This is a genomic window from Pantoea sp. EABMAA-21, assembly GCF_030053335.1.
GTDB classification, from domain to species: domain Bacteria; phylum Pseudomonadota; class Gammaproteobacteria; order Enterobacterales; family Enterobacteriaceae; genus Pantoea; species Pantoea communis.
This window is the reverse complement of record NZ_JASGBX010000002.1, coordinates 240,829-265,912: the sequence shown is the minus strand read 5'-3', so window position 1 is coordinate 265,912 and position 25,084 is coordinate 240,829. Positions and strand designations below refer to the sequence as shown.

Below are 25,084 nucleotides of genomic sequence, written 5' to 3'. Positions count from 1 at the left end.
TGCGGTTGAATAATGTATCGCTTCAGGGCTGCTGTTGATTAATCTCAACAGCCAGTTGCTGATGACCATCCCAGGGGGTGATCGCGCTTAAGCCAAACCAGTCTCCCGACTGAGGATTGGCGCTACCATCGCGCGATATACGCACCCTGACCTGCACCTGATGCTGCGCCGAAAGCAGGCGATCGGGCATCATGGCGTTGCTGTCATCCAGCGTGAGCGATAACGGGAAATGGCTCAGCGGTAAACGCTTCACAGCCACAGGCACCGGTGAAACACCGTCAGACACAGAAATATACAACACTCCGCCTTGCGGTAACATTTTTTCTGCCTGCGGAGTTAAACTCACCGTCAATGCCAGGTGACTATTTTGCTGTCCCGCATCAGTTTTCGCTTGTTCAATGCTGCGCTCTATCATGGTAATGCGCTTGTCACCCGCGGGCAGAAGCTTCAGCATCACCTGCCAGGCACCAATCGCTTGATCATATTGCTGCTGCTCAAAAGCATTAAATGCCAACAAGCTCAGGGTGCGCACATTGCTATGATCGCGTTTTAGCAGATCTTTCAGCATCACATTGGCCTGGCGGTTGTCCTGCGGATCGCTGGAGCGCGTCAGGACTTCGGCATAATCCTGCTGCAGTTCCAGATTATCAGGTGCCAGTTGCAATGCGCGCTGGAAGGCCTGGCTGGCATTCGTCGCGTTATTCAGCACCATGCCAAGGCGGCCCAGCATCGTCCAGTCATTGAGGTTTTGCGGATCGTCTTGCAGAGCGGTGCGCAACCCTAATTGTAGGCGAGCCAACTCTTCCATGGTTAAGGGCGCCGCTTTGGGATCCATCACACGGGCGCGCAACTGGGGGTATTCCTGCTGCACGCTAACCCAACCGGCCAGTTGCGCCAGTCCACCTGTCTTCAGGTAAAAGCCAACCGACACCAGCAACAATACAATCAGTCCCGGCAATAGCACCCAACGGCTACTGCTATGGATGCGCGCGGCGTGCTCGTTCGGCACATCGGTGAGCAGCGTTTGTTGCAGTTCACGCACCATCTCCGGGCGCTCGGCAACCACGCCTTCCTCTTCATCACGCGCTAATTCGCGCAGGCGCTGCTGGTAGAAATCGGTATTCAGACGATCGCGATCGCCGCTAGTGGCTTGACGTTGACGCCAGCCTGCACTGAGAAACAGCGCCGAGGCCGCCACCAGCAAAATAATCAGGGTAATCCAGAATCCAGTCATTACGGCTTCCCGTCACGCTTAAGAATCGCCGCAAGGCGCTGTTGTTCATCGTCGTCGAGATCGCTACGGGTTTTCCCCCGGCGATTGCGCAGAATAATAATCAAGCCGCCCAGCACCACAAACAGCGCCGGCCCCACCCACAAAATCAGCGTTGAAGGGGTAACCGGTGGTTCATAGGTGACGAAGTTGCCGTAGCGCGCCACCATGTAATCGATGATCTGCTGGCGACTTTGGCCCTGCTTCATCAGCTCATACACTTTCAGACGCATGTCCGCGGCAATCATCGCATTGGAGTCGGCAATGCTGTTGTTCTGACACTTAGGGCAACGCAGTGAACCGGTGAGATCGCGGTACTGCTCTTCCTGCTGTACCGAATCGAACTGGTAAGTATCAATGGCAGCCCACAGGCTGGTGCTGAGCAGAATGCCCGCGATTAACAAAAGAAGCCGTTTCACGCGCCCGCCCCTTTACTGTATTTGTCCCACAACGGTTTCACCTCTTCGTTCCACACGCGGTCATTCATATCGCCCGCGTGGCGATAACGAATAATGCCATGGCCGTCGATCAGGAAGGTTTCGGGTGCACCATAGACGCCGAGGTCCAGCCCTAACATGCCGTCACCGTCATACAGGCTGAGCGCGTAAGGGTTGCCCAACGTGTTCAACCAGGTGACCGCTTTGGTGCGATCATCTTTGTAGTTCAGCCCGACGACGCGAATGCCCTTCTCGGCCAGCGTGTTGAGATACTGATGCTCAGCACGGCATGTCGGGCACCAGGTGGCCCAGACATTGAGCAGGATCGGTTTGCCGTCGGTCAGAACTTGCTGATCGTAGATTTTGCCCGGCTTATCGAGCGCTTCCAGTTTGAAAACCGGTACCGGCTTACCAATCAGCGCCGATTCCAGACGCGTGGGATCATCCCCATTAGCGTTGCGAGACAACTGCCACAACAGCGCGGCCGCCAGCAGCAGAAACAGCACTAACGGGATGAACAGGATTTTCTTGCTCATGCCAGCTCCTCCTGTTGCGCTTTTTTGCGCGAACGATAACGTGGGTCCAGCAGGCACAATAGGCCGCCGACCGCCATAAACACGCCGCCGAACCAAATCCAGCGCACGAACGGTTTGTAATAGATGCGCACCGCCCAGGAACCGTCATCCAGCTCTTCGCCCAATGCCGCGTAGAGATCGCGAGTGAAACCACCGCTGATTGCCGCTTCGGTCATCATGGTACGGGCTGCGGTATAGAACCGTTTTTCAGCATGCAGTACCGCTTCAAATTTTCCGTCACGCGTCACATCGATAATGGCGACACCGCCGCTGTAGTTCGGTCCCTGCAAATTGTGTACGTCGCGGAAAATGAAGTGATAGTTGTGGATATCCACGGTATCGCCTGACTTCATGCGCACATCGCGCTCAACGCTGTACTGAGTGCTAAAAGCAATACCCACCACTGTTACGGCAACGCCTAAATGACCCAGCACCATGCCCCAATGGCTGCGGGTTAAATGACGCAGACCTTTGAAGAAGCTGTGGCGATGGGTAGCGCGCTCGTGCAGTTCCATCAGCGTCAGCAGAATCACCCAGATCGCCATCAGCAAGCCAATCACTGTCATCGCTTCAATGCGGTCCTGCAGCAGCCACGGCAGCGCGATCGACAAGATCAGTGTGACCAGCAAACCGACACCCAGGCGTTTCCACAACTTCTGCGGCTCATCGCGACGCCAGCGCACCAGCGGCCCAATGCCAAGCATCAGAGCGAATGGTGCCATCAACCAGGTAAACATGGTGTTGAAGAAGGGTTCGCCGACAGAAATACTGCCCAGTCCAAGCTGCTTATGGACTAACGGCAACAACGTGCCCAGCAGCACCACCAGCATGGCCGCAATTAACAGCACATTATTACCCAACAGGAAGGATTCGCGTGACCAGGCTTCGCTCTGCACGCGGCTGCGCACCTTGCCACCTTTGATGGCATAAAGTAGCAGCGAGCTACCAATCACGATCACCAGGAAGGCGAGAATGAACATGCCGCGCGCCGGATCGGAAGCAAATGAGTGCACTGACACCAGCACGCCTGAACGCACCAGGAAAGTGCCCAGCAGGCTTAATGAGAATGCCGTGATCGCCAGCAGCACCGTCCAGGATTTGAAGCTACCACGTTTTTCTGTCACCGCTAGCGAGTGCATCAACGCCGTACCGGCCAGCCATGGCATGAACGAAGCATTCTCGACCGGATCCCAGAACCACCAGCCGCCCCAGCCCAGTTCGTAATAGGCCCACGCAGAACCGAGCACGATACCAATGGTCAGGAAAACCCAGGCTGCGGTGGTCCACGGGCGTGACCAGCGCGCCCATGCGGTATCGAGGCGCCCTGCCATCAATGACGCAATTGCAAACGCAAATGCCACCGAGAAACCGACATACCCCATGTAAAGCAGAGGCGGATGGAAAATCAGCCCGATATCCTGCAGCATCGGATTGAGGTCGCTGCCATCAACCGGGAAGTTCGGCAGGGTTCGGGTAAACGGATTCGAGGTGAGCGTAATAAACAGCAGGAAGCCGAGATTGATCATCCCCATGACTGACAACACGCGCGCCAGTGCATCCTGCGGCATGCCGCGACTGAAAATCGCGACGGCTACCGTCCAGGTGCTGAGCAACAGCACCCACAGCAGCAGTGAACCTTCATGCGCGCCCCAGGTGGCCGCGATGCGGTAGTAAACCGGCAGTAGGGTGTTGGAGTTGGTGGCGACATAGGCCACGCTGAAATCGTTAACGATAAACGCATGTACCAGCACCACGAAGGCGGCAACGATACAGGCGAACATGCCCCACGCCAGCGGACGTGCCATCGCCATCAAACGTGCATCCTGACGGGTTGCGCCCCACAACGGATAAATACTTAATAGCAGCGCGAGTCCCAGCGCCAGGCAAAGTAGAAAGCTGCCAATTTCCGGCATCATGATTGAGCACCTGCCTGCTGATAAGTCGCTGCAGGTCCTGTGTGGTTTTTCTTCATCGCATCTTCAATTTCTGGCGGGGTGTATTTTTCGTCATGTTTTGCCAGCACTTCTTTGGCATTGACCAGGTTGCCGCTTTCCAGCACGCCCTGCGCCACCACGCCCTGCCCTTCACGGAACAGATCCGGCAAGATGCCTTCGTAACTTACGCTGATCACGCCGTTGGCGTCATACAGCTTGAAAGAGACAGCCAGCGTTTTCGGATCGCGCTTCACGCTGCCCGGCATCACCATGCCGCCGACGCGCAGACGTTGCCCGGTTTCCGGCATCTGATGCGCTTCACCTTTGCCGTACAGAATTTCACTCGGGGTGTAAAACAGGTCAATGTTGGAACGCAGCGCATACATCACCAGCGATGTGGCCAGGCCTAAGCCGACCAAAATCGCGACCACCACATACAGGCGGTTACGACGACGGATATTCACACGGTTTCTCCTGCTGCTTCACTGGCAGCTTTTTTCGACTTGGCCGCGCGAATGCGGCGCTCCCTGGATTGACGCTGGCGAATTTCTGCCAGCAAACGGCGGCGGAACAACAGGGTATGCAGCACCAGACCGAATAAAGGGATTAACGTGAGGATGACGGCGAGCCAGACATAGAAGGCATAGCCGCCCATGGCGAAGAAGTCGCTCCATGATGAGAAAGCCGGTGTCATGCTTTGCGCCCTCCCTGAGCCACATCGATCGCCCATGGACGATGGCGCTCGCTGAACAGGATCAGGTTACGCAGGCGCATTAGCGTCAGCGCGCCAAACACCAGCAGATAACCGAGAATGGCCCAACGCAGCGGCGTCCGCATACTCGGCGCAATTGCCTGCTGCAAAATGCCTGACGATCCCTGATGCAGGGTGTTCCACCACTGTACCGAGAAGTGGATGATGGGCAAGTTAACCACGCCCACCAGAATCAGAATGCCTGCGGCACGACCGGCGGTGCGACGATCCTCAAACGAGTGATAGAGCGCAATCACGCCCATATAGATGAACAGCAGCACCAGTTCCGAGGTTAGGCGCGCATCCCAAATCCACCAGGTGCCCCACATCGGTTTGCCCCAGGCGGAACCCGTCACTAACGCGATAAAAGTAAACACCGCACCAATAGGCGCCATCGCTGCCGAAACCAGATCCGCCATCTTCATCTGCCACACCAGGCCGATAAACGCGGCAATCGCCATGGATGCGTAAACGCCCATTGACCACATCGCGGCTGGCACGTGAATGTACATAATACGGAAGCTGTTGCCTTGCTGATAATCGGCCGGTGCAAAGCCGAAGCCCCACACCCAACCAAGCAGCAGCGTTGCCACGCCAAGCACGGCGAACCACGGAATTAAGCGACCGCATAGCTGGTAAAGCCGCTCAGGCTTTGCCCACTGGTGTAACCATTTCCACATTTGCATAGCTCACAATAAAAAAGAATTCGGATACCGGCGGCTCTGGGGCAGCACGGATTAATGCAGACTAATGCGCAAAGCCGCGGCAGTTGCGAACGGCGAAAGTGTTGCGCTCACTGCCAGCATCGCGCCAAGAATTGCCAGATAGCCTCCGATCGGCAATCCCTGACCGGCGGCATCGATGGCCGCGCTGGCAAAGATCAGAACAGGTATCGACAACGGCAATACCAGTAAACTCAGAAGTACGCCGCCACGCCGCAGCCCAACGGTCAGACCGGTGCCAATCGCACCAAGAAAACTCAAGGTTGGCGTGCCGAGTAAAAGCGTCAGCGCCATCGCGCGCCAGCCAGCAAAATCCAGTGACAGCAGGAGTGCCGCCAGAGGCGACAGTAAAATCAGTGGCAAGCCCGTAATCAGCCAGTGAGCAATCACTTTTCCCAGCACCGTGACGGGCAACGGTGTCGGTAGCAAAAGTAGTTGCTCCAGCGAACCATCCAGAAAATCATCACGGAACAGTCGTTCAAGCGCCAGCAGTGAGGCTAACAATGCCGCAACCCACGCCACGCCTGGCGCAATGCGCGCCAGTTGCTGAGGATCCGGCCCGATACCTAACGGAAACAGCGTGATAACAATCAGGAAAAACCACAGCGGGTTAATCACCTCGGCACCGCTGCGAAATGCAATTTTCAACTCACGCTGAATCACGCGACCTAACATCAAACCCACTCCGAGATGAGGCGGATTTTGCGCACGCGTTCACTCTCATCAGGCAAATCCTGATGGGTAGTCAAAATCACTGCGCCTCCGTTATCGGCATGTTCAGCGAAACGCGCCATTAATTTTTCCACGCCGCCTTTATCAATGGCCGTGAGCGGTTCATCCAGAATCCAGATTTTTGCCGGGCTGAGCCACAGGCGAGCCAGGGCTACACGCCGTTGCTGCCCTGCGGACAACTGCGCAACCGGCACCTCTTCATATCCCAGCAAGTTCACCTGCTCCAGCGCGTCGAAAATCACTTCTTCATCACGATCGCCGTGCCAGAAATGCAGGTTTTCCAGAGGTGAGAGTACCGACTTCACACCAGGATGATGGCCAAGATAGAGCAAGTTTTGATGCCATATTTCGCGCTGCTGACGAATCGGCTGCGATTGCCACATCACCTCGCCCTCTTCTGCCCGGCTTAATCCAGCCAGCAGACGCAGCAGTGAGGTTTTTCCTGCCCCGTTAGGGCCTTCAATTTGCACAATGTCACCCGGTTGCACCTGGAAGCTCAGACCATGAAACAGGGTTCGCTCATCACGAACGCATGAGAGATTAATGACTTCGAGCATGAAAGAGGGAATCGCAGCTGTGAAATAAGGCGGGGATAATACCACAATGAATCTGTGGGCCGAAGTCTGTGAGGTAGCTCTCACTTCCCCCAAAGGGGGTATTCGTGCGCATCAGATCAAGGAATTGCGCAAAAAATCGCCTCAGTTAAAATCTTGTTACTCTTAAATTGAATCTTCGTAACATTTCGCTCTTGATAAAACCGTCTACGCTTATTACGCGTTAGCATTATCACCAGGGGAAAACATGAAGCAATCACCATCCATTTCAGAACATGACAATGATGTCGAGAGCGACGAAAAGGACCAGGGGAAAGAGATAGAAGTGGATGAAGATGCCCTGCCCTCACGGGCTGCTGCCATTCATGAAGAGATCCGCCAGGATGGCGAGAAAGAGCTAGAGCGCGACGGCATGGCCTTATTATGGTCTGCCGTGGCTGCGGGGCTCTCCATGAGCGCTTCGCTGATGGCCAAAGGGATTTTCCATGTGCATTTGGCCGATGTGCCAGGCGGTTTCCTGCTGGAGAATCTGGGTTATACCTTCGGCTTTGTCATCGTCATTATGGCGCGCCAGCAACTGTTCACTGAGAACACGGTTACCGCCGTATTACCGGTGATGCACAAACCCACCGGCGGTAATTTTATGCTGTTATTTCGTCTGTGGGTCATAGTGCTGGCAGGAAATTTGATCGGTACGGCGCTCGGCGCATTGGCGTTTAATCATATGCCGATTTTTGACGAGGCAACTCGCCAGGCCTTCACCGTGATCAGCGAAAAGGTGATGGACAACTCCCCCAGCGAAATGTTTGCCAATGCCGTGATTTCAGGTTGGATTATCGCCACCATGGTCTGGATGTTCCCTTACGCGGGAGCAGCCAAAATCGTGGTGATCGTGATGATGACCTGGCTGGTGGCGCTTGGAGATTTGGCCCATATCGTGGTGGGTTCAGTAGAAGTGCTGTATCTGGTGTTTGCCGGCACACTGCCCTGGCAGGAGTTTCTCTGGCCGTTTGCGCTGCCTACCCTGCTGGGAAATATCACCGGCGGCACGTTGATTTTTGCACTGATAAGCCACGCACAAATTCGCAACGATATGAGCGAGGCGGCGAAGGCCAAAGCGAAGGCGGAACAGAAGCGCAAAGAGAAAGCGCAGAAGAAACAACAGTGATCTGTGGCACGACATTGTTGATAGATTGAGCAAACAGGATTTACACGGTTAAATTCTGCTGGTCGGTACGCTATACTGCGCGCCGCGTCTCCTTAGTTAAATGGATATAACGAGCCCCTCCTAAGGGCTAGTTGCAGGTTCGATTCCTGCAGGGGACACCATATAGCCGTTCGCTGCCCTCCTCATCCCCCTTTATATCAGGCAATCGCCGAATCATTGGCACGCAAAGATTTTCGATGAGTGGCGGTGGGTTTAACTAAACCAAGACGGCTACGGGTCTTCATGAGAAATAGAAATGCGCTATCAACTTGTAGGCCGAAGTGCCAATAGCGATTAAGGCTGGAACACCGAATAAAACAGCCAACTTCGCTTCAGAGATCTTTTTATCAACTGCATCTGTCAAAGGCTTTTTAGCGAGTGACTCTTTGAGACCTTCTAGTTTTTCAAGCACGGCAGCCATGTTTCTATCGATTGATTTTACATCGGCCTTTAGCTCTTCAACGTCACGTCTAATATGACTGACGTCAGATTCAAGTTTTACAACGCGCACTTCAAGCATGTTTCCTCCAGCCTGGTAACTATAATTCTGATCATAAGCAATGCCATCCCCAGGCAGAAATCTACTCCTGGTAAACATGCGAATCTGAATGGACGTTGGATGTGACGAAGTGCAGCTTGCAGTGTTCATCATTCCCTCATATTGGCTTTAGGTCTAATCCCTCAAAACAGCCAGCGCGCTATACCTAAGCTGAGTCCAGCTGCGCTCATTATTCCACCCAGGATCCATTTGGTTTGTTTGGTCATCTCTATGTGAATTTTGGCGATCTCTACATGAGTTTCAGCGATTTCCTGATGTAAATCGGCTTTCGTTACGTAGTCAGACTTGATCACCGCCAGGTCGGTTTTCACCGTTTCCATATCGGTTTTCAACGTTTTAATATCTGCCTTCATTTCAAATACATCGGCTTCAAGCTTTGAAACGCGCATTTCCATCGTTACCACTCCGCATAAGTTAAACATGTAATTATTACATCAAAAACAACATGTTAATGGATGGCATTGTATCTAAGGCTAAGAAAAGTTCATCACAATTAGCATGAGAGTGAATGAATCTGATACGTTTCTCGAAGGTAGAAACTGGCTGTTTCAGGTAATTACAGCGGAATCAAAGCTGGTGCGCGTTTTGGCGCCATGCGGAAGGGGTGACACCATGCAACTGGCGGAAACGGTTACTGAAGTGACTGGAAGAGTGGAAACCGCAACGCAGCGCGATCTCAGTTAACGGCAGAGCGCTGAACTTTAGCAGTTGCAGTGCGGTATCCATACGACGACGCATCACGAACTGATGTGGCGCTTCGCCCACGCTGCTGCGGAACATGCGAGCAAAGTGATACTCACTCAATGAAGCTTCCGCAGCTAATTGCGCCAGCGTCAACGGCTGATCCAACTGTGCATCAATAAAAGCCAACACGCGCCGCAATACCGCGGGGGCTAATCCGCCGCGCACCTGTGGCGCCTGCCACTGCACTTCACTGTAGCGCTGCAAAAGATGCGTCATTAACAACGTTGAGGCACTGCTCAGCATCAATTGATTGGCGGGTTGCTGCCAGTCAACGCTCAGCAGGAAATGGCGATAAAGTTGCGTGATGCGATCGTCGTCGGCAAAGATCTTTTCATGCAGGTTAAGTTGGGCGGGGCTGCGATCCCAAATTTGTTCGCCAAGATGACGCAAGTGCTCGTCAGTACAGTAGAGATGTACGAACGACAAATCGGCGCGTAAATCCCAGGTGGATTCAATACCAGAAGGCATCAGGCAGAAGCGATCCGGACCACCGCCGTTGCGCCAACCATGCTGAGTTTTATGCCAGGTGTCATAGCCATCAGCGGTATACAGGCTGAGCGTATGGTGATCGCTAAGATTAGTGACACGATCGCCACTATTAAACCAGGCCGCCAACTTGATGCCACCCGAAAGCTGCACGCTATCGCGCAATTGCGCTTTATGGCGCTGCAGCATGTCGAAGGTTTGATAATCGGGCATCAAAGGCATCCACTCACAAGTTAATAACGCACAGTTTACGGATCTCCACGGCCAGAAAACAGGCCAACGCGGGACATCCGTGTAAAAAGCGCAAGATTTTGCAATTCGCGCGCAACCGCGTGCAAGCAGATGGCCATCATGATCGTCACACTTCAGGCAATGATTTTGCTGGAGAGAATGCGATGAACATTATGTTGTACCTTGCGGTGGTGTTGATTTGGGGCACGACCTGGATTGCGATATTCCTGCAACAAGAAGCGGCTAACACGCCGGTTCTGGTAGCAGTATTCTGGCGCTTTTTGCTGGCCTCAATACTGATGCTGGTGATCCTGAAACTGATTAAACGTCTGCGCTCGCTGGATAAGCAGGATCACCTTTTCTGCTTAATGCAAGGCTGTTGCGTATTTGGCTTCAACTTCGTTTGTTTCTATCATGCGGCAGCGTGGATCAGCAGTGGCCTGGAATCGGTCATCTTCTCCATGGCCGTGCTGTATAACGCGCTCAACAGCTGGATCTTTTTCCGTCAGCGCCCACCGTTTCGCCTGTTGCCCGCGGCCGTGCTTGGTTTGGGGGGAATTGTTGCCTTGTTCTGGAATGACATTCAGGCAGCACACCCGGCTCCGCAACTGCTGTGGGGCGTTGGGCTGAGCGCGTTGGGCACGCTTGGATTCTCTTTGGGTAACATGATTTCGACTCGCCATCAGCGCCGTCAACGTGATGTGCTGACCACCAACAGCTATGCCATGTTATATGGTGCAATTGTTATGGCAATCATCGCACTATTGAATGGCGATTCATTAGCGCCTGCGCTGAATTTGCAGTGGCTTGGTTCGATGAGTTATCTGGCCATTTTTGGCTCTGTGCTGGGATTTGGCGCTTATTTCACGCTTGTCGGCCGTATCGGAGCCAGCCAGGCCGCCTACTGCACACTGCTTTTCCCATTGGTGGCACTGATGTTGTCGACCATTTATGAGGGATATCAGTGGCACAGCAATGCCATCGTGGGTCTGTCGATGATTCTGATGGGGAATATGGTGATGTTTGTGCGCTGGCCCACGGCACGCAAATTACGCCTGGCATGAATAGCGAGAGCGGGCATTGCGCCCGCTCTTTGGTCCTCTAGCGCCAGCCCTGAACGCCGATATTGAGCTGGTGAGGTTTATTGATGGCTTTTCTGGCAATCCAGTAAAGCAGAACGCGTTCATCATCTCTGTCGCGATCGGCCATAGCCAGTAATTTCAGCGACAGCGTGGATTTATTCACAGGCTGATGCTCATCGCTTAACTCGATCACCGCCTGACCGATGATGCAGCAAACTTCATCCTCGCTTGACGCGGATTCATATGCTCGGTCTGTCATATTTCCTCCTATTGAGTGAATCTTAAGCCTGGCAAAAAACTGTCATCTTGCAGCGAAATCGGTACGCTTATAACACCCGGTTACACATGCTTACCCATGGCAACCGCTACGCTTAAATTGACATCACTGTGACCCAATGCCATTCATACCCGTATTACTGCATTTCATTCCTTCATCCTGTCTCTTGATGCCCTGCTTCGCCCCACGCGCGCGTAAGCTGCCTATTATCGCTGCAGATTCCGCATTCCCTGAGGGGAGAGATAAAAATGAAAACAGAACTATCCGCGCAGTTGCAGCGCACCCGCATGCTTACCCTTATCGGCACCATCATCACTCAGTTTGCACTGGGTTCGGTTTACACCTGGAGCCTGTTTAACGGCCAGTTGGCGCATAAGCTTGATGCGCCAATCAGTCAGGTTGCCTTCTCGTTTGGTTTACTCAGCCTGGGCCTGGCGATTGCATCGTCACTGGCGGGAAAATTACAGGAGCGCTTTGGTGTGCGTAACGTCACCATCGGCGCCGGGATTTTAATGGCGATTGGCTTTTGGCTGACCGCTCATGCCGATAACCTGATGATGCTGTATCTCAGCGCCGGCATCCTGGTCGGTTTAGCGGATGGCGCAGGATACCTGATGACGCTGTCAAACTGCGTGAAGTGGTTCCCGGAGCGCAAAGGATTAATCTCCGCCTGCTCGATTGGTGCTTACGGTTTAGGTAGCCTCGGCTTCAAATTTATCTGTGGCGCGCTGCTCAGCACTTACGGTCTGGAGAACACCTTTATGATTTGGGGTGTGCTGGCGATGAGTATGATCATTGTGGGTGCGCTGATGATGCGTGATGCCCCTATCCAGCAAAGCAGCGGTAACGCGAAAGTGCTGGAAAAAGATTACACGCTGGCGCAATCCGTACGCTTGCCACAGTACTGGATGCTGGCACTGATGTTCCTCACTGCCTGCATGAGCGGACTGTATGTGATTGGCGTGGCGAAAGACATCGGCGAAGGGATGGTCCATTTGACCACGCAAACCGCTGCTAATGCCGTGACTGTCATCGCGATTGCTAACCTGAGTGGCCGTCTTATTCTCGGCGTACTCTCCGATAAAATGGCACGTATTCGCGTCATTTCACTGGCACAGATCGTTTCACTGGTGGGCATGAGCATTTTGTTGTTTACCCGGATGAATGAAACCACCTTCTTCCTGTCACTGGCCTGTGTTGCCTTTAGCTTTGGTGGCACCATCACCGTGTTCCCTTCCCTGGTCAGCGATTTCTTTGGTCTTAATAATCTGACGAAAAATTACGGGCTGATTTACCTGGGATTCGGTATCGGCAGCGTGATGGGTTCACTGGTGGCTTCCGTGTTTGGTGGTTTTACCGTGACCTTCAGCTTGATCATGACACTGCTGGTGATTTCACTGGTGTTGTCGCTCAGCATCCGTCTGCCAAATCGTCAAAACGTGACTGAACCTTTGCTGCATAATTAATCTCAACAGATGCCGCATCACTGTGCGGCATCTATTTTCTCCATCTTTTCTGCGTAATGTTTTAAGAGTTGAGAACGGCTGTTATTTAGGATTGCATTTCAGACTATTCGCGTTATTATCATCAGGCATTCGGTTTTATCTGATTGGTTTATTTCCCGCCTTGACGTTTTTAGCTTTAAATTGACATATCTGGTAATAGATCCAGAAATAACTCTACATTTACTGCATCTTCACTCCACTTTTCCCCGGTAATCTGGCTTCATTGGAAAAGAGGAGGACTCTCCATGAAAACACTTATTAAAGCGGCTTCGGTTGTTGCCATTATGACGATGTTGAGTGGTTGTATCGTTCATGACGGATATGGTCGCGGACCGGGCTGGGGCCACGGTGGCGGCTGGCATCATGACCATGGTTATCATGGTCGCCATTGGTAATTGGGCAAAGCACACACAGCACATAATAAAAAAAACAAAAAGGGCGGGAATTTATCCCGCCCTTTCTTTTAGCTTTTTACCGCGTAATTACATTGATACCAGGCTTTCTTTAATCCGGGCAGATGGCTGTCCTGTGCCGGCAGCGATTCCACTTTATCAAATCCACGCTGGTTACAATAATTCGCCAGATCGACTTCCATCGCATCTTTATTCAACGTTTGCGGGTCATAACGATATTGCACGGTATTTGAGCTTTTATCTTCATCGACACGTTCAAATCCACCGGGTTTGCTGACACTACAACCGGCCAGCATAAAAAGCACGAGTGCGCTAATAAGCATTTTTTTCATTAGGGTGTCCTCTTCCAGGCGAAGCAGTCTAAATGCCAATGCCGCACGCATCTATAGGAAACTGGCGCGAAATAGTCATTCTTAAAAAGTTTTTACCAATCAAATCAATAAAACCAAACGGTTTTTCATATCACTTAACCGATGCCATGATGCTTTCAGACAGCACGAAGTCTGCACCACACCAGGTGACACGAGAAAAAAAACGGAAAGTGACCTTTATGCCCGCGCTGAGCGGGCTTTTTTTTACGCGTAAACCTAACCGGTAAGGCTGACCATCTTACGCAAAAGGTTGGCGGACTGTTTGGCAGGCAATGCGAGAATGCCGCTGTAAAGATCAATCGACATGGCACACATGGCGCTGCGATCAACGGCAGTATCAGCAGGCATGTTGAGTTGCTGAAGTTTATCACCCCACTTGCCGTAAAGTTTCTCCACGACGCTCTGCAAATCACGTTGTGCGCCCTGCTGATCGATCGGTCGCTCTTCGCCTGTGCTGTTTTTCAAGAGCATATCTAAAGCCAGGGCATCACGTTGGTACAACTCCGGTGACAGCGCTTGTTGCAGATTGATGCCGCCATTCACCTGCGGGTACAGGAAGCGGAAGCAGCGTTGTGGCTCCGGCTGCTGCAGTGCCTGCATCTCCTGCACTGACACACGCAAATAATTGAGCAGCGTTTCGTCGTCTGCACGCGCCATACGCTGATTAACCAGATCCATCAGCCATCCACGTAACTCGCCCAGCGCCTGGTCAGCAGGCACGCCTTCCATACGCTTGTGCAGTAACTCGCGATTAAGCATTTGCCATAGCGCCGGCTCCTGTGTTTTGAGCTGACGATAGCCGGGTGCGAGGCTTAACTGATTTGCCACCTCGCTTTCCAGCGCCTGTCGCTCCTGACGTGGATGTAACCAGCTAAACCACAGCATGTTCGCCAGGATTAACGGCAGTAAAAACAGCACTAACCCCTGCCATAAGCGGAGTGCCGTGGTGCGGATCAGAACGATGATAATCACCGCCAGCAGCGCAAACGCCGCCAGCGTGATAGGTAAGAGGGAAAACATGGAGCGTGATTAATCCTTGCGAACGTCAATCAGAACCGGGCAGTTGGCGCGCTCAATCACAGCCGCACTCACCGAACCTTTAAGTAAGCGATTAAAAGGAGAAAGATGACGGCGACCGATGATGATCATGCTGGCCTTCAGTGCATTGGACTGCGCCACAATGGTTTCCGCGGCTTCACCGGCCAGAATCAAACCTTTGGCAGCCACACCGGCACGCAGTAGCGGGGCCAGCGCGTGACGCACCACCATTTCAGCGGTATTTTGTTCATCTTTTGCCGCGACGAAATCATCTGGATCTTCGCCCGCATCGATTTCGATCGGCTGATTGCAGGATGAATAAGCGGGATCAACACAGCACAACACCGTGACCTGAGCCTGTTGCGCCAGGGCTTGTTCAATGGTTATCGCGATGACTTTTTCTGCCACCGGTGAATTATCAATGGCCATCAGCAAGGTTTTCATCAGTTGGTTATCCTTCCACAGCGGTCATTTTGCCAATTTCGCGAATCAGCGCCTCTTTGCATTTCATGATTTCATCACGATAACGCGCTTCCTGTTTATGAAAACGCGCCGTCGGCACCAGCAGCGAAATGGAGAAGCGACCGAATAGCGTGTCAATCGCCACCGCCATGGTGGAAATTCCTTCAAGCGTTTCGCCACGATCAATGGCCAGACCGCTGTTACGCACCTCAGCAATCAGCTCCAGCAGTTGTGGCAAAGTTTTCACCGTCATTTCGGTCAACTCTTTATACGCTTCGCCGACCATCACGCGCACATCTTCATCACTTTCCAGTGCCAGCAGTGCACGACCGCCTGAAGTGCTGTAGAGCGGGAGATTCAAACCGATGCGTGGCACCACGCGCAATTCCCGGGATGCCACCACATAGTGAACAATCGCTAACTGCGTGCCACTGGCGCGTGCCAGCGAAACGGTTTCGTTGATGTCGGCTGAGAGTTGTTCCAGAAACGGACGGACGATTTCGACCACATCACTGTGCACGCTGGAGATCAGCTTGAGCAGTGCCGGTCCCAGACGAAGCCCGCCCGCCCCGCTGCTGCGCACCAGTTGCGCGCTATCCAGCGCGGCGATAATACGCTGTACCGTTGAACGTGGCAGATCAACCACCTGCGCAATTTCGCCCAGACTCATGCCGCCCGGATGTTCACCCAGCGCATTCAGAATTTTTGCCGCACGCGCGATGACCTGAATGCCACCCGCTTTTTCATCCTCACGGCTTGAGGGAAGTTCAACCATTGTGCGTTCCTTTTTGGCCTGCCCTACTTTAGCGCGAATGACCGCACTTTTACACCCTGTATCACATTGCAATACATCATACCGAGATGTAAGATGCGACATGTATCACATCGCAATACACTGCATCAATAATAAAACGAGACACCTGTTATGAACGCCCAGCCTGTTGCGGCTCCGGCTCCCCATCCGTTTACCCTGCGCCTGGCGCTGGGATTGGTTGGCGTGCTGATTGCTGCGCTCACCTCCGGATTAAATGACCGCGTGACGGATATTGCGTTGGCGGATATCCGTGCCGCCATCGGCATTAGCTACGATCAAGGCAGCTGGATCATTTCCGCTTATCAGGCGGCAGAAGTGGCCGCGATGATGATCGCGCCGTGGTTTGCCGTGACCTTTTCCCTGCGTCGTTTTGCTCTGACGGTTTCCGCTGGCTTTATGCTGTGCGGTTTGCTGCTGCCTTTAATGCCGAACGCCACGCTGTTTATTGCGCTGCGCCTGATTCAGGGTCTGTTTGGCGGTGCATTGCCACCGTTACTGATGACCGTGGCACTGCGTTTTCTGCCGCCGCCGATCAAACTTTATGGCCTTGGTGCCTACGCGCTAACCGCCACCTTTGGACCCAATCTCGCCGCCACGCTCGCCGCTTTCTGGACCGATGAAGTGAGCTGGATGTTCGTGTTTTGGCAAGTTATCCCGTCAATGCTGATCGCCATGCTGTTGATTGGCTGGGGCTTACCGCAAGACCCGCTGCGCTTCGAGCGTTTTAAGCAGATAGACCTGTTCGGCATGCTGACCGGTTGCTCAGGCATGGCGCTGCTGATTCTGGCGCTGACGCAAGGGGAACGCCTTGACTGGCTCAGTTCACCGCTGTTTGCGGCGCTATTATTGAGCGCGCTGGCATTGCTGACTGTGTTCTTTATTAATGAATGGTTTCACCCGTTGCCGCTGTTCAAATTGCAGATGCTGCGCCGTCACAATCTCGCACACGGTTTGCTGGCGCTGGCGGGCGTGTTGATTCTGTCGCTTTCCGGATCCGCGCTGCCCTCCGCCTATCTTGGCCAGGTAGAAGGTTTTCGCACACTGCAATTCGCGCCGCTGGCGTTAACCATCGGCTTGCCGCAATTACTGATCGCCCCACTGGTGGCAGCACTGCTCAATATCCGCTGGATTGATTGCCGCTGGATGCTAACTGCTGGCGTGACGCTGCTGGTGATCTCCTGCCTGATGGGCATGAACATTACCAGTGACTGGGCGCGACAGAATTTCTGGGTCATCCAAATTTTGCAGGCTTTCGGTCAACCGATGGTGATTCTGCCGGTGTTGATGAGCGCCACCAGCGTGGTTGCGCCACCGGAAGGCCCATTTGCCTCCGCGATGTTCAATACGGTGCGCGGTTTCTCCAGCATTGCCGCCAGCACCCTGGTGGAATGGTTTATCAGCCACCGGGAACAGTTTCACTCCAGCGTGCTGGTGGGCAATGCCGCCAGTCGCCCCTGGCTGATGACCGCGCCCAGCAGCGCCCAATCCAGCAGCAGCTTTCCTTTATTACCGGATGGCAGCGCCAGTAGCGCAGAGAACCTGAGCGGTTTCGCGACACTGCTGAAGCATCAGGCGATGGTGCTCAGCCTGAGTGACTGCTACCAAATGCTGATTGGTTTCGCCGCCCTGCTTTTACTACTGACTGCCTGGTTGCCAAAACGTGTCTGGCCGCCACAAACCCTGATTCAACCTGTTACGACGACGTCGAGATAACTGATATGCAAGCTTTTGCCTTGAAAAGAACGGTGCTGTTGAGTGCCCTATTAATCGTGTTGCTGGCCATGGCCTTTTTTGTCTGGTCATCAATGACCGGCAACGATCATCGCACTGATGATGCCTATGTAAATGCGGATTACACCCTGGTGGCGCCGAAGGTGTCCGGCTATATCGCCAGTGTGAATGTGCAGGATAACCAGCGAGTAAAAGCGGGCGAACTGCTAGCCACGCTTGACGATCGCGATTACCGCGTGGCGCTGGAAACGGCGCAGGCGAATTTGCAGGTCAGCGATGCCAAACGCCTGAGCAGCCAGGCTCAACTGGAGCAGCAGCAATCAACCATTGAGGAAGCCAAAGCGACCCTGGCGGCGAGCCAGGCGTCTGCGCAATACGCGGGACAGAGTGCGGCGCGTTATTACCAGCTGTATAAAAGCGGCACCATTGCCGCAGATGAGCAGCAGAAAGCCAGTTCAACCCAACGTTCAGCGTCTGCTGCTGTGCGCCAGAGTGAAGCTGCACTGGCTGCATCGATGAAACAGGTTGGTGTGTTACAAGCGGCCGTGCGTCAGGCAGAGGCCGATGTGACAGCAGCGCAGGCCAGCGTGGATCAGGCGAAGTTGAATCTCTCTTATACGCGGATTGTGGCACCGGTAGACGGTATGGTGGGTCAGCGTTCGGTGCGATTGGGCGCTTACGTTAGCGCCGGAACGCGTTTGCTGGCGGTGGTGCCCTTGCAGCAAACCTATATCACCGCCAACTATCTCGAAACTCAGCTGGCCGATGTGCAGCCGGGACAGAGAGCGGTGGTGAGAGTCGATGCGCTGCCTGGCAAGACCTTTACCGGTCATGTTGACAGCATTGCACCGGCGACGGGCGCGACCTTCTCCGCCATTTCACCGGACAATGCCACCGGTAATTACACCAAGGTGGTGCAGCGTTTACCGGTGAAAATTGTGCTGGATGCCAACCAACCCGATTTGGCGCAACTGCGTGTGGGCATGTCCGCGATACCGGAAATTGACGCCCGATGAAAATGTGAGCAATCTCTCAGAACTGGCCTATTTATTTTCGGATCGATTGCGCGTAAATTAGCGCTCGATCCTGTTCTGAGTTCGCTTGGAACCACCTGAGAAGAAAGCGTGCAGCGGTTATGAACTTCACCTTTCTCTTATTCTGTTCGGGTTACGCTGGATTGGGATCACCAGCATGGTAACCGCTCAGAGGAGTCGTTTTGTGAGATATGCTTTGATGGGAGTTTCTTTCTTCCTGTTAATCTGGGTAGGCACCTTCGTGCTGATGCTCAAATAAATCCTGCCAGGCGGGGCGACCAAAGTCGCCCTTCTTAGTTTTACTCTTCTTCTTCCAGCGCTTTTACCGTTCCCGGCAATATACCATCCGCACGGAACATCGCTTTAATGCCACGTACCGCCTGACGAATACGATCGCTGTTTTCAATCAGAGCAAATCGCACATGAGTGTCACCGTAGTCACCAAAGCCGATGCCCGGTGAGACGCACACTTTGGCTTCCTGCAGCAGCAGTTTGGCAAACTCCAGCGAACCGAGATGCGCGTAGTGATCGGGGATTTTCGCCCAGACGTACATTGAGGCTTTTGGCAGATCGACCATCCAGCCCGCTTCATGCAGCCCTTTCACCAGCACATCGCGACGGCGTTTATACTGCTCGGCGATATCACGCACGCATTGCTGATCGCCTTCGAGTGCGGCAATCGCCGCGACCTGCAGCGGGGTGAAGGTGCCGTAATCGTGGTAGCTTTTGATACGCGCCAGCGCGGATACCAATTCTTTGTTACCCACCATAAAGCCGATACGCCAGCCTGCCATATTGTAGCTTTTCGACAGGGTGAAGAATTCCACCGCTACGTCGCGCGCACCCGGCACCTGCATGATCGACGGCGCTTTCCAGCCATCATAGGTGATGTCGGCGTAGGCAAGGTCGTGGATGACCAGCACGTTGTACTGTTTCGCCAGCGCAATCACACGTTCGAAGAAGTCGAGTTCGACGCACTGTGAAGTGGGATTCGAAGGGAAGCCGAGGATCATCATCTTCGGTTTCGGATAACTTTCGCGGATAGCGCGTTCCAACTCGTTGAAGAAGTCAACGCCTGCCACCAAGGGTACGGAACGCACTTGCGCACCGGCGATCACCGCGCCGTAGATGTGAATCGGGTAGCTAGGATTGGGCACCAGGACGGTGTCGCCATGGTCGAGCGTCGCCAGCATCAGGTGCGCCAGCCCTTCTTTGGAACCGATGGTGACAATGGCTTCTGATTCGGGATCGATCTCCACCTGATAGCGATCTGCGTACCAGCGCGAGATGGCGCGACGCAGGCGAGGAATGCCTTTCGAGGTGGAGTAACCGTGCGTATCTTCGCGTTGCGCTACCTGACAGAGTTTTTCCACGATGTGTGGCGGCGTGGGTCCATCCGGATTCCCCATTGAGAAATCGATGATGTCTTCGCCGCGCCGACGCGCAGCCATCTTCAATTCAGCGGTGATGTTGAATACATACGGGGGAAGGCGTTCAATACGCGAGAAACGACGGGGTGTGCTGTTATCAGCCATGATGTCCTCTGGTTTACGTAGGCGCCCGGACCGTCCGAGCGACGCTGGTCACTGCGGTGACCGAGGTAAGAACATAACGCGCTGATAACAGAATTGTCGAGAGCAACAGAATATTTTTTTAATGTTGCGGATTCAGGCGACCCAGCACCCAATCGTTTACCCATTGGTCGTTTAGCAGATAATTATCCCGTAGAGTGCCCTCAAGTGTGAAACCATTCTTTTCCAGAATGCGTCGGGACGGCCAATTCCCCTCTATGACCAGCGCTTTGAGTTTATGAAATTCTGCCTGTAGCAAGAAGTCGCACAGTGCCTTGAGCGCTTCACTGCCATAGCCGTTTCCGGTGAAGCGATGGCAGAGCATGTAGCCGACCTCAGCTTGCCGATAAGGCTGCCATTCGGCACTGCATCCAAACAGGCCGATAGGTTCATTGGTTTCGCGCAGGCGTGCCACCAGGCACAGCATGTGGAAGCTGGTGACTTGCCAGGGCGCGAGGCGTTCGATGAAGCGCTGGCGTATGTCGTTTTCGTCAGGGATTTCACTGACCCAGGTCATGGTGCCGGGATCTTCGTGTACGGCTTTGAAGATTTGCCAGTCTTCGGGTTGTAAGCGTGTCAGGGACAAGCGAGGGGTAAGAAGTTGCATTGCTGCGCTCCGCGAAATAACTCATGGCAACATAGCAAACCGCGTGATTTACAACCAGCGTTCTGCGTAGGGATTACTAATCCTCTTTTTGTTACTCAAGTTTTCCTCTTTTTGGGGAGTGTTGGGGATTTTGGGAGTTGGGAGTTGAGTTGATAGTCGCTGTTGGTTGGGTACCAGGGCCAGAACGGGCCAGCCCTATCGCAAAGACAACACGCATCCCTGCAGATCGGCTGGGCCATCCGTGGCCCAGACGCTTTGCTCTTCGGGCTGGCCCGTTCTGGCCTTGAGCTGAATGCGTTGCTGTTTTAAAACACCAGTGAGAATTTGGCCGGAAAATTGATCTAAACCATGAGAAGCGTTTTGCGGGTGTCGCGGCGCTGGCAGATCTTGATCACATTTTTTATCATAACCTCACCCTGGTTCACTCCGAGAGATGCCCTTGCCTTCCCACTTCGACATGCTGCTGGCGGTATTTGACCGCGCTGCGCTGATGCTGATTTGTCTGTTCTTCCTTACCCGCACGCGGGTATTCCGTCAGCTGCTGCAAAAAGATGAGCATTCGATCAAAGAGAAAGTGGTGGTGACGGCGATATTCTCGCTGTTTGCGCTGTTCAGTACCTGGTCGGGCATTAACGTCGATGGTTCGCTGCTGAACGTGCGGGTGATTGCGGTGATGTCCGGCGGCATTCTGTTTGGCCCGTGGGTTGGTATCGCTACCGGGGTGATCGCGGGCATCCATCGTTATCTGATCGATATGGATGGCGTCACGGCTGTGCCTTGCCTGATTACCAGCATCGTTGCCGGTATCGCTTCTGGGTTTATCAATCGTCGCGTGAGCAAAGAGCAGCGCTGGCGCGCCGGTATTCTTGGCGGCATGCTGTGCGAAACCCTCACCATGTTGCTGATTGTGCTGTGGGCTCGACCGATGGCGCTGGGCTTTTCGATTGTTTCTGAGATCGCTTTACCGATGATTCTCGGCGCATCGAGCATTGGCTTGATTGTACTGTTAGTGCAGAGCGTGGAAGGAGAAAAAGAGGCGATCGCGGCGCGTCAGGCCAAGCTGGCACTGGAAATTGCCAATAAAACGTTGCCGCTGTTTCGTCAGGTGAATAGCCAGTCGTTGCGTCAGGTGTGCGATATCATTCGCAGCGATATTCATGCCGATGCCGTGGCCATCACCAATACTCAGCAGATTCTCGCTTATGTCGGCTACGGTGAGCATAACTATCACAACGGGGATGATGGCATCAGCCCTACCACGGCGCAGTCGATTGCGAGCGGCAAAATCATCATCAAGAATAATGATGAGGCGCATCGCACCAAAGATATTCACTCGATGCTGGTTATTCCCCTTTGGGAAAAAGGGGAAGTCACAGGCACGTTAAAAATCTATTATCGTCGAGCGCATCGCATTACCGGATCGCTAAAAGAGATGGCCATTGGTTTGTCGCAAATTATCTCCACCCAGCTGGAGGTATCGCGCGCGGAGCAGTTACGTGAGATGGCAAATAAAGCGGAACTGCGTGCGTTGCAGAGTAAAATTAACCCGCACTTCCTGTTTAATGCGCTGAATGCTATCTCCTCTTCCATTCGTCTCAATCCAGATACGGCACGTCAGCTGGTGATCAATCTTTCGCGCTATTTACGCTACAACCTTGAGCTGAACGATGACGAGCTGATCGATATTAAAAAAGAGCTGTGGCAGGTGAAGGATTACATCGCGATTGAACAGGCGCGCTTTGGCGATAAGCTGTCGATGATTTATGACATTGATGAAGATCTCCACTTCACGCTGCCCAGTTTGCTGATTCAGCCTCTGGTGGAAAATGCCATTGTGCACGGTATTCAGCCCTGCCGTGGCAAAGGGGTGGTGACCTTGAGTGTGAAAGACCTCGGTGATTATGTGCGCGTTGCGGTGCGCGATACGGGCGCGGGTATCAGTGAAGAGGTCATTGGCCGGGTGGCACGCGATGAGATGCCGGGTAACAAAATCGGGCTGCTTAATGTGCATCATCGGGTGAAACTGCTTTCCGGTCAGGGTCTGAGCATCACGCGTCATCATCCGGGAACGGAAATCGCCTTCACTCTGAGCAAAAACGGTCAGCGTCTGGCTGCACCGTTGAGCCATATCACGGAACCCAGCGCGTGAAAGCCATTATCGTCGAAGACGAGTTTCTTGCTCAGCAAGAGTTGAGCTGGATGATCCAGCAGCACAGTCAGATCACTATCGAAGCCTGTTTTGATGATGGGCTGGAAGTGCTGAAGTATCTGCAAAACCATCGCGTCGATGTCATTTTCCTCGACATCAACATTCCTTCACTGGATGGCATGCTGCTGGCCCAAAACATTAACCAATTTGCGCATAAGCCGTTGATAGTGTTTATCACCGCATGGAAAGAGCATGCGGTGGATGCGTTTGAACTGGATGCGTTTGACTACATCCTTAAGCCCTATCATGAGTCGCGTATTATCACCATGCTGAACAAGCTGGAGGCCAGTGCACAGCAGCACCTCGCACAGCCATCCACTCAGCAAAGCGCGCCGCAAACCGTTAATCTGGTGAAAGATGAGCGCATTATCGTGACAGATATCAACGATATCTATTATGTTGAAGCGCACGAAAAACTGACGTTTGTTTATACCCGCCGCGAAGCGTATGTGATGTCGATGGCGATCAGTGAATTTTGCAGTCGCCTGCCGGAACCGCTCTTTTTCCGCTGTCATCGATCGTACTGCGTCAATCTCAGTAAAATTCGTGAGATTGAGCCGTGGTTTAACAATACCTATCTGGTGAAGTTGCGTGATTTGGATGCGCAGGTGCCGGTGAGCCGTAGCAAGGTGAAGGCGTTTCGCCAGTTGATGAGGTTGTAAAGCGAGCAGCAGGACGCTGCTCGCCGGAACAGATTACAGCACGCGACCCAGCGTTTGGCGCAAATGTGCACCCGCGCCCAGCAGGCCTGGCTGATCGTGGGTGATCATATACACCGGGATATCGACCAGATAATCACGGAAGCGGCCTTTGTCTTCAAACGCGGCGCGGAAGCCGGAGGCTTTGAAGAAATCGAGGAAGCGCGGCACAATTCCCCCCGCAATGTACACGCCACCAAAGGTGCCGAGATTGAGTGCCAGGTTGCCACCGAAACGCCCCATGATCACGCAAAACAGCGACAGCGCGCGACGACAATCGATGCAGCTATCTTTTAATGCACGCTCGGTGACATCTTTCGGCTTGAGGTTTTCAGGCTCACGGCTGTCAGATTTGACGATGGCGCAATAGAGATTCACCAGACCGGATCCTGACAGCACGCGCTCCGCCGACACGTGACCCAGTTCCGCACGCAGCACTTCGAGAATTTCACCCTCTTCTTCGCTGTTCGGGGCGAAGTCAACGTGACCGCCCTCGCCCGGCAGGCTGATCCAGCGCTTATCCACGTGCACCAGATGGCTCACGCCTAATCCGGTGCCGGCACCGTAAATGGCAATCGGTTTGCCTTCTACCGGCGCTTTGCCACCAAACTGAATCACTTGATCTTCGGCCAGCATCGGGATAGCCATCGACACGGCAGTGAAATCATTGATGATTTCCAGGCTGTCGAATGCCAGGTGCTCTTTCATCTCACGAGTTGAGAATGCCCAATCGTGATTGGTCATCTCGACCCAATCCCCGGTGATTGGACAGGCAATTGCGATGCAGGCGTGTTTAATGTCCTGTTTTTGCTCATCGAGATAAGCACGAATCACCGCCTCGAGATTGTCGTAGTCTGATGTTGAGAATGTTTTGGCCTGGGAGATGGCGCCGGTCTCCACCTCACACAGGGCGAGACGGGCGTTGGTGCCGCCCACATCGCCGACCAGGGCGTATTTTGTCATTCTTCTGCTGCTCCGCTTGGGTCATAAACAATTGCAGGACACTATATAAGAGCCTGCCAATAAAACAATAACGCCCACCAGCACGATGGGCGTAAACATTTCTGGTG

29 protein-coding genes and 1 tRNA gene are annotated in these 25,084 nt (G+C 53.5%); 10 read left to right on the top strand and 20 right to left on the bottom strand.

Features of this window, described 5'->3' with window-relative positions:
- Positions 1 to 22: 22 nt before the first annotated feature.
- Genes ccmI through ccmA form a run of 9 tightly spaced genes read right to left on the bottom strand, consistent with a single transcriptional unit; the run spans position 23 to position 6,978 of the window.
- A complete protein-coding gene (gene ccmI / locus QMZ65_RS04725) occupies positions 23 to 1,234 on the bottom strand; it encodes a c-type cytochrome biogenesis protein CcmI (protein ID WP_097116547.1) in 1,212 nt (403 codons plus the stop codon).
- Positions 1,234 to 1,689 carry a cytochrome c-type biogenesis protein gene (locus QMZ65_RS04720; protein ID WP_034825179.1) on the bottom strand — a complete coding sequence of 152 codons (456 nt, stop codon included), beginning with the start codon at positions 1,687 to 1,689 and terminating at the stop codon, positions 1,234 to 1,236. Before QMZ65_RS04720 ends, ccmI begins: the two co-directional genes overlap by 1 nt.
- Entirely contained in the window at positions 1,686 to 2,243 is a 558-nt protein-coding gene (locus QMZ65_RS04715) for a DsbE family thiol:disulfide interchange protein (RefSeq protein ID WP_038645648.1), read from the bottom strand. Before QMZ65_RS04715 ends, QMZ65_RS04720 begins: the two co-directional genes overlap by 4 nt.
- Complete coding sequence (locus QMZ65_RS04710; protein ID WP_045831554.1) at positions 2,240 to 4,198, bottom strand: heme lyase CcmF/NrfE family subunit; 1,959 nt, start codon at positions 4,196 to 4,198, stop codon at positions 2,240 to 2,242. The genes QMZ65_RS04715 and QMZ65_RS04710 overlap by 4 nt, the downstream gene beginning before the upstream one ends.
- Positions 4,195 to 4,680, bottom strand: a complete 486-nt coding sequence (gene ccmE / locus QMZ65_RS04705; protein ID WP_034825185.1) for a cytochrome c maturation protein CcmE — start codon at positions 4,678 to 4,680, stop codon at positions 4,195 to 4,197. The genes QMZ65_RS04710 and ccmE overlap by 4 nt, the downstream gene beginning before the upstream one ends.
- Positions 4,677 to 4,910, bottom strand: coding sequence for a heme exporter protein CcmD (gene ccmD, locus QMZ65_RS04700; protein WP_034825187.1), 234 nt, complete (start codon positions 4,908 to 4,910; stop codon positions 4,677 to 4,679). Before ccmD ends, ccmE begins: the two co-directional genes overlap by 4 nt.
- Positions 4,907 to 5,647: a heme ABC transporter permease gene (locus QMZ65_RS04695; RefSeq protein ID WP_034825278.1), complete on the bottom strand. Its 741-nt coding sequence runs from the start codon at positions 5,645 to 5,647 to the stop codon at positions 4,907 to 4,909. The genes ccmD and QMZ65_RS04695 overlap by 4 nt, the downstream gene beginning before the upstream one ends.
- Positions 5,648 to 5,704: 57 nt before the next feature.
- Positions 5,705 to 6,364, bottom strand: a complete 660-nt coding sequence (gene ccmB, locus QMZ65_RS04690) for a heme exporter protein CcmB (RefSeq protein WP_038649973.1) — start codon at positions 6,362 to 6,364, stop codon at positions 5,705 to 5,707.
- Positions 6,364 to 6,978, bottom strand: coding sequence for a cytochrome c biogenesis heme-transporting ATPase CcmA (gene ccmA / locus QMZ65_RS04685; protein WP_097116545.1), 615 nt, complete (start codon positions 6,976 to 6,978; stop codon positions 6,364 to 6,366). Before ccmA ends, ccmB begins: the two co-directional genes overlap by 1 nt.
- Before the next feature lie 244 nt (positions 6,979 to 7,222).
- On the opposite strand from ccmA, the gene QMZ65_RS04680 reads away from it, so the two are divergent.
- Both QMZ65_RS04680 and QMZ65_RS04675 read left to right on the top strand, forming a co-directional pair.
- Positions 7,223 to 8,143 (top strand): formate/nitrite transporter family protein, encoded by a 921-nt coding sequence (locus QMZ65_RS04680; RefSeq protein ID WP_097116544.1) that lies wholly within the window; start codon positions 7,223 to 7,225, stop codon positions 8,141 to 8,143.
- 86 nt (positions 8,144 to 8,229) lie between these two features.
- Positions 8,230 to 8,304, top strand: a tRNA-Arg gene (locus QMZ65_RS04675).
- Between the two features lie 119 nt (positions 8,305 to 8,423).
- On the opposite strand, the gene QMZ65_RS04670 is transcribed toward QMZ65_RS04675, so the two are convergent.
- The 3 genes from QMZ65_RS04670 to QMZ65_RS04660 all read right to left on the bottom strand — a co-directional run bounded on the left by QMZ65_RS04670 (position 8,424) and on the right by QMZ65_RS04660 (position 10,184).
- Positions 8,424 to 8,702, bottom strand: a complete 279-nt coding sequence (locus QMZ65_RS04670; RefSeq protein WP_283215514.1) for a hypothetical protein — start codon at positions 8,700 to 8,702, stop codon at positions 8,424 to 8,426.
- A gap of 161 nt (positions 8,703 to 8,863) precedes the next feature.
- On the bottom strand, positions 8,864 to 9,136 hold the full coding sequence (locus QMZ65_RS04665) for a hypothetical protein (RefSeq protein ID WP_097116542.1): 273 nt from the start codon (positions 9,134 to 9,136) through the stop codon (positions 8,864 to 8,866).
- A gap of 172 nt (positions 9,137 to 9,308) precedes the next feature.
- Positions 9,309 to 10,184 (bottom strand): helix-turn-helix domain-containing protein, encoded by an 876-nt coding sequence (locus QMZ65_RS04660; protein ID WP_097116541.1) that lies wholly within the window; start codon positions 10,182 to 10,184, stop codon positions 9,309 to 9,311.
- A 182-nt stretch (positions 10,185 to 10,366) separates the two neighbouring features.
- On the opposite strand from QMZ65_RS04660, the gene QMZ65_RS04655 reads away from it, so the two are divergent.
- Positions 10,367 to 11,266 (top strand): DMT family transporter, encoded by a 900-nt coding sequence (locus QMZ65_RS04655; protein ID WP_283215513.1) that lies wholly within the window; start codon positions 10,367 to 10,369, stop codon positions 11,264 to 11,266.
- A gap of 37 nt (positions 11,267 to 11,303) precedes the next feature.
- On the opposite strand, the gene QMZ65_RS04650 is transcribed toward QMZ65_RS04655, so the two are convergent.
- The gene (locus QMZ65_RS04650; protein WP_034825199.1) at positions 11,304 to 11,543 is read right to left on the bottom strand and encodes a hypothetical protein; all 240 of its coding nucleotides are present in this window, start codon (positions 11,541 to 11,543) and stop codon (positions 11,304 to 11,306) included.
- Between the two features lie 266 nt (positions 11,544 to 11,809).
- On the opposite strand from QMZ65_RS04650, the gene QMZ65_RS04645 reads away from it, so the two are divergent.
- Both QMZ65_RS04645 and QMZ65_RS04640 read left to right on the top strand, forming a co-directional pair.
- Complete coding sequence (locus QMZ65_RS04645; protein WP_034825201.1) at positions 11,810 to 13,027, top strand: L-lactate MFS transporter; 1,218 nt, start codon at positions 11,810 to 11,812, stop codon at positions 13,025 to 13,027.
- Positions 13,028 to 13,311: 284 nt separating this feature from the next.
- On the top strand, positions 13,312 to 13,461 hold the full coding sequence (locus tag QMZ65_RS04640) for a hypothetical protein (RefSeq protein ID WP_166934934.1): 150 nt from the start codon (positions 13,312 to 13,314) through the stop codon (positions 13,459 to 13,461).
- A gap of 68 nt (positions 13,462 to 13,529) precedes the next feature.
- Here the strand turns inward: QMZ65_RS04640 and QMZ65_RS04635 are convergent, their stop codons facing one another.
- The 4 genes from QMZ65_RS04635 to QMZ65_RS04620 form a co-directional block, all read right to left on the bottom strand.
- Complete coding sequence (locus tag QMZ65_RS04635) at positions 13,530 to 13,811, bottom strand: putative periplasmic lipoprotein (RefSeq protein WP_283215512.1); 282 nt, start codon at positions 13,809 to 13,811, stop codon at positions 13,530 to 13,532.
- 255 nt (positions 13,812 to 14,066) lie between these two features.
- On the bottom strand, positions 14,067 to 14,870 hold the full coding sequence (locus QMZ65_RS04630) for a hypothetical protein (protein WP_283215511.1): 804 nt from the start codon (positions 14,868 to 14,870) through the stop codon (positions 14,067 to 14,069).
- Between the two features lie 9 nt (positions 14,871 to 14,879).
- A complete protein-coding gene (locus tag QMZ65_RS04625; RefSeq protein WP_283215510.1) occupies positions 14,880 to 15,332 on the bottom strand; it encodes a universal stress protein in 453 nt (150 codons plus the stop codon).
- Positions 15,333 to 15,339: 7 nt separating this feature from the next.
- The gene (locus QMZ65_RS04620) at positions 15,340 to 16,125 is read right to left on the bottom strand and encodes an IclR family transcriptional regulator (protein WP_034825209.1); all 786 of its coding nucleotides are present in this window, start codon (positions 16,123 to 16,125) and stop codon (positions 15,340 to 15,342) included.
- A gap of 150 nt (positions 16,126 to 16,275) precedes the next feature.
- On the opposite strand from QMZ65_RS04620, the gene QMZ65_RS04615 reads away from it, so the two are divergent.
- The 3 genes from QMZ65_RS04615 to ypdK all read left to right on the top strand — a co-directional run bounded on the left by QMZ65_RS04615 (position 16,276) and on the right by ypdK (position 19,188).
- On the top strand, positions 16,276 to 17,877 hold the full coding sequence (locus QMZ65_RS04615) for an MFS transporter (protein ID WP_097116540.1): 1,602 nt from the start codon (positions 16,276 to 16,278) through the stop codon (positions 17,875 to 17,877).
- Positions 17,878 to 17,882: 5 nt separating this feature from the next.
- On the top strand, positions 17,883 to 18,911 hold the full coding sequence (locus QMZ65_RS04610) for an HlyD family secretion protein (RefSeq protein WP_283215509.1): 1,029 nt from the start codon (positions 17,883 to 17,885) through the stop codon (positions 18,909 to 18,911).
- Between the two features lie 202 nt (positions 18,912 to 19,113).
- Positions 19,114 to 19,188 (top strand): membrane protein YpdK, encoded by a 75-nt coding sequence (gene ypdK / locus QMZ65_RS04605; RefSeq protein ID WP_100701370.1) that lies wholly within the window; start codon positions 19,114 to 19,116, stop codon positions 19,186 to 19,188.
- A 40-nt stretch (positions 19,189 to 19,228) separates the two neighbouring features.
- Here the strand turns inward: ypdK and alaC are convergent, their stop codons facing one another.
- Both alaC and QMZ65_RS04595 read right to left on the bottom strand, forming a co-directional pair.
- Entirely contained in the window at positions 19,229 to 20,464 is a 1,236-nt protein-coding gene (alaC, locus tag QMZ65_RS04600; RefSeq protein WP_038645618.1) for an alanine transaminase, read from the bottom strand.
- A 118-nt stretch (positions 20,465 to 20,582) separates the two neighbouring features.
- Positions 20,583 to 21,107: a GNAT family N-acetyltransferase gene (locus QMZ65_RS04595; protein ID WP_283215508.1), complete on the bottom strand. Its 525-nt coding sequence runs from the start codon at positions 21,105 to 21,107 to the stop codon at positions 20,583 to 20,585.
- Positions 21,108 to 21,564: 457 nt separating this feature from the next.
- On the opposite strand from QMZ65_RS04595, the gene QMZ65_RS04590 reads away from it, so the two are divergent.
- Complete coding sequence (locus QMZ65_RS04590; protein ID WP_097116536.1) at positions 21,565 to 23,256, top strand: sensor histidine kinase; 1,692 nt, start codon at positions 21,565 to 21,567, stop codon at positions 23,254 to 23,256.
- Positions 23,253 to 23,978 (top strand): LytR/AlgR family response regulator transcription factor, encoded by a 726-nt coding sequence (locus QMZ65_RS04585; RefSeq protein ID WP_097116535.1) that lies wholly within the window; start codon positions 23,253 to 23,255, stop codon positions 23,976 to 23,978. Before QMZ65_RS04590 ends, QMZ65_RS04585 begins: the two co-directional genes overlap by 4 nt.
- Before the next feature lie 33 nt (positions 23,979 to 24,011).
- Here QMZ65_RS04585 and glk read toward each other — a convergent pair whose 3' ends face one another.
- Positions 24,012 to 24,977 carry a glucokinase gene (gene glk, locus QMZ65_RS04580; RefSeq protein WP_283215507.1) on the bottom strand — a complete coding sequence of 322 codons (966 nt, stop codon included), beginning with the start codon at positions 24,975 to 24,977 and terminating at the stop codon, positions 24,012 to 24,014.
- Between the last annotated feature and the right edge of the window lie 107 nt (positions 24,978 to 25,084).